The organism is Vibrio sp. V39_P1S14PM300, from assembly GCF_009904765.1.
GTDB classification, from domain to species: Bacteria; Pseudomonadota; Gammaproteobacteria; order Enterobacterales; family Vibrionaceae; genus Vibrio; species Vibrio proteolyticus.
The window spans coordinates 1-5,723 of the sequence record NZ_WXWP01000219.1; the positions used below are offsets into that span (position 1 = coordinate 1).

Annotated in this window: 5 protein-coding genes; all 5 read right to left on the reverse strand. The window is 41.9% G+C overall.

All coding sequences use genetic code 11. The features are described from left to right. On the reverse strand, positions 1-1,074 hold a 1,074-nt coding region (locus CAG65_RS11090; RefSeq protein WP_161453663.1), incomplete at its 3' end, for an AAA family ATPase. Positions 1,075-1,386: 312 nt separating this feature from the next. Next, a complete protein-coding gene (locus tag CAG65_RS11095; protein ID WP_161453664.1) occupies positions 1,387-3,552 on the reverse strand; it encodes an AAA family ATPase in 2,166 nt (721 codons plus the stop codon). Then, positions 3,549-3,986, reverse strand: coding sequence for a VPA1267 family protein (locus CAG65_RS11100; protein ID WP_039450253.1), 438 nt, complete (start codon positions 3,984-3,986; stop codon positions 3,549-3,551). The genes CAG65_RS11095 and CAG65_RS11100 overlap by 4 nt, the downstream gene beginning before the upstream one ends. 22 nt (positions 3,987-4,008) lie before the next feature. Then, positions 4,009-4,695 (reverse strand): hypothetical protein, encoded by a 687-nt coding sequence (locus CAG65_RS11105; protein ID WP_136979787.1) that lies wholly within the window; start codon positions 4,693-4,695, stop codon positions 4,009-4,011. A 3-nt stretch (positions 4,696-4,698) separates the two neighbouring features. Continuing rightward, positions 4,699-5,723: hypothetical protein (locus CAG65_RS11110; protein ID WP_161453665.1), on the reverse strand; the 1,025-nt coding region annotated here is incomplete at its 5' end.

Consider the following 5,723-nt stretch of genomic DNA (forward strand, 5'->3'; position numbering starts at 1 on the left):
GCTTACAGAGTCATCAATTGTTCTAAAAATGTTCTGGAACACATCACCTGCCACAAACACTTTTTTCTCTGTAACTAACTCACAGAGTTCAACAAAGTGCTCTCCAAAGTCTTGGCTTTCATCAATGAAAACATAGTCAAATATAAACTTTCGGTTATTTGGCTCTGCTACACTTTTGATGTCTTCGATTGCCTTTTTACAGAGTTGATCAAACGAACCCGCAGCGAACGTTCCAAACGGAATTTCATACTTGTGGCAAATATAGCGATACATACCAGAGTAAGGGTGCCGTCCACTTCCCCAGGAGTGGAAACAGAAGAGTTTATTCTCCCAATCGATTTGTCTCTCAACTTTCATAAAGTCAAAAAACTGAGGTATGCGACTTCTCATACTTGAGGCTAGTATTTTATTGAAACACGTAAATGCAATTCGTGCTTCCTGCTCGTTTGAGTAAACTTCTTTGAGTTTATGCAGAAGAAGTTCCGTCTTACCTGAGCCTGCTAATCCTTGAATGACGAATTTTTTACTAGCTCCCATCTTAAAGACGAAGCCCGTCTGATCTGTATCGAAGAGCACTATCTTTGATTTAATGCTATCTAGGAGGTTGTTGGCATCTAAGTCAACTTTGTTAACGTCATTGATACTACCAATGACCAAAGAAGTTAACAGGTCTGCTACTCGTCTATCTGTAGGGTTTTCAAGTACTAAGGAATCTAAGTCTAAGTTGTCACATGTTGTTGTTTCAATAAGCTCCAACCACCGCTTTTTTCTACCAATTTTTTTCCGATACTCAAACTTCTCAGACAAAAAAGCCATGTCGTCAATGAAGTCATCCACGAATTCTTCAAACTCTTCTTCGTTGTTAGATGTATCGACAAAACAAGGCTTTCGTCCCGATGAAAAAATTACAAATGCATGTTCGTATTCGTAAGTCAGATCTTCTTTTGATAGTGGGCGCGAGAGTACATAAATTTGCTTTTTATTGGTCTCAGCGTACTGTTCTAAGCACTCTTTCAGATTGGCGGACTCTGCAAGTGCTTGGGATTCAGGAGTAAAAAAGCAGTATTCGGACATTTTGTTTCCTTAGGAGAATAAGTACTAAGCCAACGTCACTCTATAGATTTAGAAGGCGTACCTTGTGACATACCATCTATTTGTCAGTAACTTAAGAGTTTATAGTACTAGATCTAGTCGGCTTTTCCCAAGCTCAACTTTGTGGATCACTTATGGTTTTGTGAGTGAATCGCTACCAAAGCGATGGACACAATCCAATCCACATCGCTGAGCAATTGAATTCATATTGAATCATTAGGGAAATTGGGGCAAATACTAATGACTAGAAATGGTATTGGTAGAAACTCTAAATTAAAATGGGGCAGATCCGAGCTAGCTCAAAAGCTCTTTCAGGTAGCTATTCCGCTTATGAGAGTGGCTTGGGGCTTCGGTGATACTCTTTATATCATCGCTACTACCAACGATATGAATTTCACTTTCAGCTCTCGTGATTGCCGTATAGAGCCATGATCTATCAACTATTCTTCCGTTTTGTAGGGCGATGATGATACGTGGAAACTGTGAGCCTTGGGCTTTGTGTAAGGTGATGGCATAACCTAATTCCATACAGTCTAGGACGGATTGTGTTACCTCGATCTTATCACCTGTATCTAGTGTTATTTCACCGTAACTATCACCAGAATACTTTACGCTAGTTAGTGTGCCAAGAGAGCCGTTCTGAATGCCTTTTTCGTAATGATTCTGAGTGAATAACACCGCATCATTGAGGCGAAGTGGCAGAAAGAATTTGTCACCATTGATTGCGAACTCAAGGCTGGTACTATCTGGGTTAACTGCTTGTTGAGTGAGTTTATTTATTTCTGATGCTAGTGTCTTGGTTGGAGCCATGACACGACTGCTATTAGGAGATTCTTGGTAAAGCTCGCAACAGACTTTGGAAATGTCTGTTTTACTGGTTTCGTGAAAGTGTATTGCACCTGTGCTTAATTGTTCAGGCATCACACCTTGATTAATGAGCTTTGAATATTCGGGGATACCCGTCGAACCTTCTTGTCTCTTGACGATATCTAGCATCGTATTAGCCACCGTTTTTGCTTCAACGATGTCTGCCAACACCTTTCCGCAGCCGATTGGTGGAAGTTGGTCAGGGTCGCCAGTGAATATCAATCGTACAGAGGGGTGAATGTGATTCACAAGACGATACATGGTTGGCAAGTCAATCATGCTTGCCTCATCAATCACCAGTAGGTGATTTGGTTTATCGACACTGGGTTCAATAGGGTCTTCACGGAGCAATTTGGCAATGGTTGAGGTAACAAAACCGATGGACTCATGAAGTCTCATTGCAGCACGGCCACTGAGCGCAACGGCGTGTATTTCAAATCCAAGTTGATGGTAAGCCCTGAGAGCCGTTCTGAGTACCGTTGTCTTGCCTGTTCCTGCACCGCCCGTAATACAGCTTACCGAATTATCTAGACACGTTGTTACGGCTTCGATTTGTTTAGGAGTTAATTCGTAGGGAAGCTCCGCAGCCGCAGAGCAATACGCAGCATTGGCGTTTTCATCAAACAAGTCATTTCGCTTAATCAGTGTATTTAGCCGCTTGGCAACGACACTTTCCATCAGAAGTTGCGCAGTTGGATGGTAGGTTCCTGTGTCGGGATTTAAAATGTACTGGGCTTTATCATGACCTGATTGGAACGCTTGAGTGACTAGCACTTTGTCTTTCAGTAACTTGTTGAGATAAGGGCGCACATTAGCATGAGTGGTGTAGGTGTGACCTTTTTCAATCTCTTTTCGAATCGCCATTTCCAGAGCAGCGCTGAGCCTTCTTGGATCATCCTGCGCAACATCGGTCTTAAAATTCGTTACCTTGATAATATCTTCAATGGCACTGAACGAAAGACCAAAGCCCATCAGAGCATAAGGATTACCCTTGATAACATCGATGGAGGCTTCACCGTGATGCTTGAGCAGCCGTTGCTGCACACTGGCAGGGATTTTGTGCTCACTCATCCAGTTGCAATGCGCCAAATTTTTGTATTTGGCGTACCCTCTATAGAGTGCTTCTACTGAATCTTCACTCAGAATCGATGTCAGGTACTTTCTGGATTCTGGGGTGTCATTTCTTAATGTGGCATGGAATTCTTTCCCCAAGAGCTGCCAGAGCGCCCTAGCTTTGCTTTCGCCAATACCCTTGAAGTCACTTTCTCTGGCGATGAAGCGAATCAGTTGCTCACCTGTTTCGGGCAAGGTGCATTCAACATGCTCTGGCGATTCATAAGTGTGCTGCTGCATCACATAATCGCCTACCTCCATGTTTTCTATCTGGCGAGCGCCTTTGACTGACCAATGCTGACCCAGCGTTGGAAGCACAGGGATGCTATCGGGGTCGGCTTTGATAGTGACATAATACTTCCCACTATTGGTTATATAAGAGTCCTTCGCCAGCGGTACACCGCTGAATATCACGAGTTTACTCGTGCAGTAAGGGATGCTAGTGACACGCATCTGGTCTTCATACAAAGCGGCATTCATCGTGGCATCAACCCCAATTCGGATAAGGTTTCAGACAGATCACCAAAGCGCTCAAGTCGCTTTTCAAGCTCCTTAACCTTAGCTTTTAATTCAATGTTCTCAGCTTCCAATGACGACACCCGCTTTGAATCGAGCATCTTACGATTCGCTGTATTATCGTAGGCTTGGGGTTTACCCTCGTTTTTTTTAGCATTTTCCGTAAGAGGTGGAAGCACACCTCTATCACGTAAATCGCCCTCTAGTGCTTTGAGTGCTTTTTTGAGGGCAGGATTTTGATTTAAAGCCGATTTTCCACAACCGATACCCTTTGCCACTTCGATTCGATTTAGCTGACCTCTGAACAAGATTTGTTTAAAGTCATCGTCCGTCTGTGTGGCTTTCCAAGCCTCAAATGCCTCAAGATTTTGCTGTGCTTTCTGCTGCCCACTCGCCATTAGCTATAACCCTATGCGAAAATTATTTGTCGTTACCATATGTAGCGTTAAACTCAGCTTCGCTAATATCGATTACTTCTTTCAAAGCATCTAACTCAGCAGTGGTTAATACGGTTTTCTTGTTTATTCCAAAACGCCCTCGATACATACCGTACCCTCTGTCAGCTAAGTGCCTTAGCAATGATGAGACAGCGCTTTTTAAGTGTGGCGTATGACTGATTGAAGGTAATAGTTTTTCGCTGGTATTTTGTTTTTTTGGTTCGCTCAGTAGGATGCTACTAATATCGTTGTCAATATCGGTATTGAGTTTCTTAAATATTACCCTTAATGCGTTATTTTCATTTCTCAGTCCTTTGACCGTTTCTTCAAGTATTTTTACTTGTTGTGCTAGTACGGGATCTGACACTTTCGCAGAAACGACAGTTCTTGCGATTATCGTTCCCTTATTAATATTCTGCTCTTGTTTTCGTAAGCGAACATATTCACCCAGCTTTGAGCCAGTGTTTGTTACTGTTGAAATCGCTGGACTACCAAATGAGTCAAGACATCTTTTGGCTACCCCACTCAAGGTGATTTCCACGCCATCTTGCACCATATGATCGCAGGTGAGTTTTATATTCTGTGCGTTTTCTCTTCTTTTACTATTCGCGGATTTACATAGGTCATTGTACAAAATAGCTGACGGTGACTGAGATACAGAAGTATTCATGTTTTAGTTACTCCCAATCGATTCAAAAGTATTTGCATCGAGTCTAAAAATCTTCTCTTCGCTTTTACTGACGAGTTCAATTACTTGACGGCTTAATTCTGGAAATTCTGACAGGGCGACATCGCCATTAAGAAGGTTTTCGGCACATTCAGCCCCGACATTGCTTATAAGCGCATCTGTCATCAAATTGGTAGCTTGTAATCGTTGTTCATCATTCAACTTAAACATAATATCGCCTAGATTATTCATAGCCATAAATCTAGCAATAGCCTGCTCTAGATCAGGTACAGAAGTATCATCAGAGTCTATGAACTCAGGAAGAAATTCAGATACAGTTGAGAGGAAATGAGTCAGTTCCAAATTGCTTGATTGACTAAAACCATACCGAATTTCTTCTTCTGTGGACTTGCTAAACATGGATATAGGAAGGCTTGAATTTTCCTCATGATTTTTGTCTTTATACGCGATCCATGCATCGAGTTTTCTCACTGAAGCTTCGTAAAATTTCATGCGCTCAGACCATTCAGTTAACATGTTTGACAGGATTCGTAGTTCACGATCCTCTCGACCTGATAACTTGTTATATAACTGCGTATTACCGTTGTCCTCAGCATCAATTATTGACTCTCTGATCTTGTCGATAGCAATTACTTTTTTCTTGATTTTTCTTATTAACTGGTTTCCTTCTACAACTTGACCTAAAAGAAACATAGGTCCAGTTATCCAAAATCGACATTGAGGGCAGGATGGACCTCTATCTCCGACAGGAACAGGTACTCCAATTTTTTTGTAAGGGTCAAGACCTCCTTCCTCACAACTCGCACCAGGGCAAATTCCCGAAAGCTTTATCGATACGATCCCAGCGTTCTTTTTCAATGCATCAAAAGCTGTATATTTATTGTTAGCATAGGCTTGGTTAGTAACAAAATGTTCAATAACTTGGTCGATTTCTGATTCTATAAATTCAAAATCAGAAACGTTACTATCCTTAGTACGCGCTGCCTCTAAATACTCCCTCACTTTCGCAT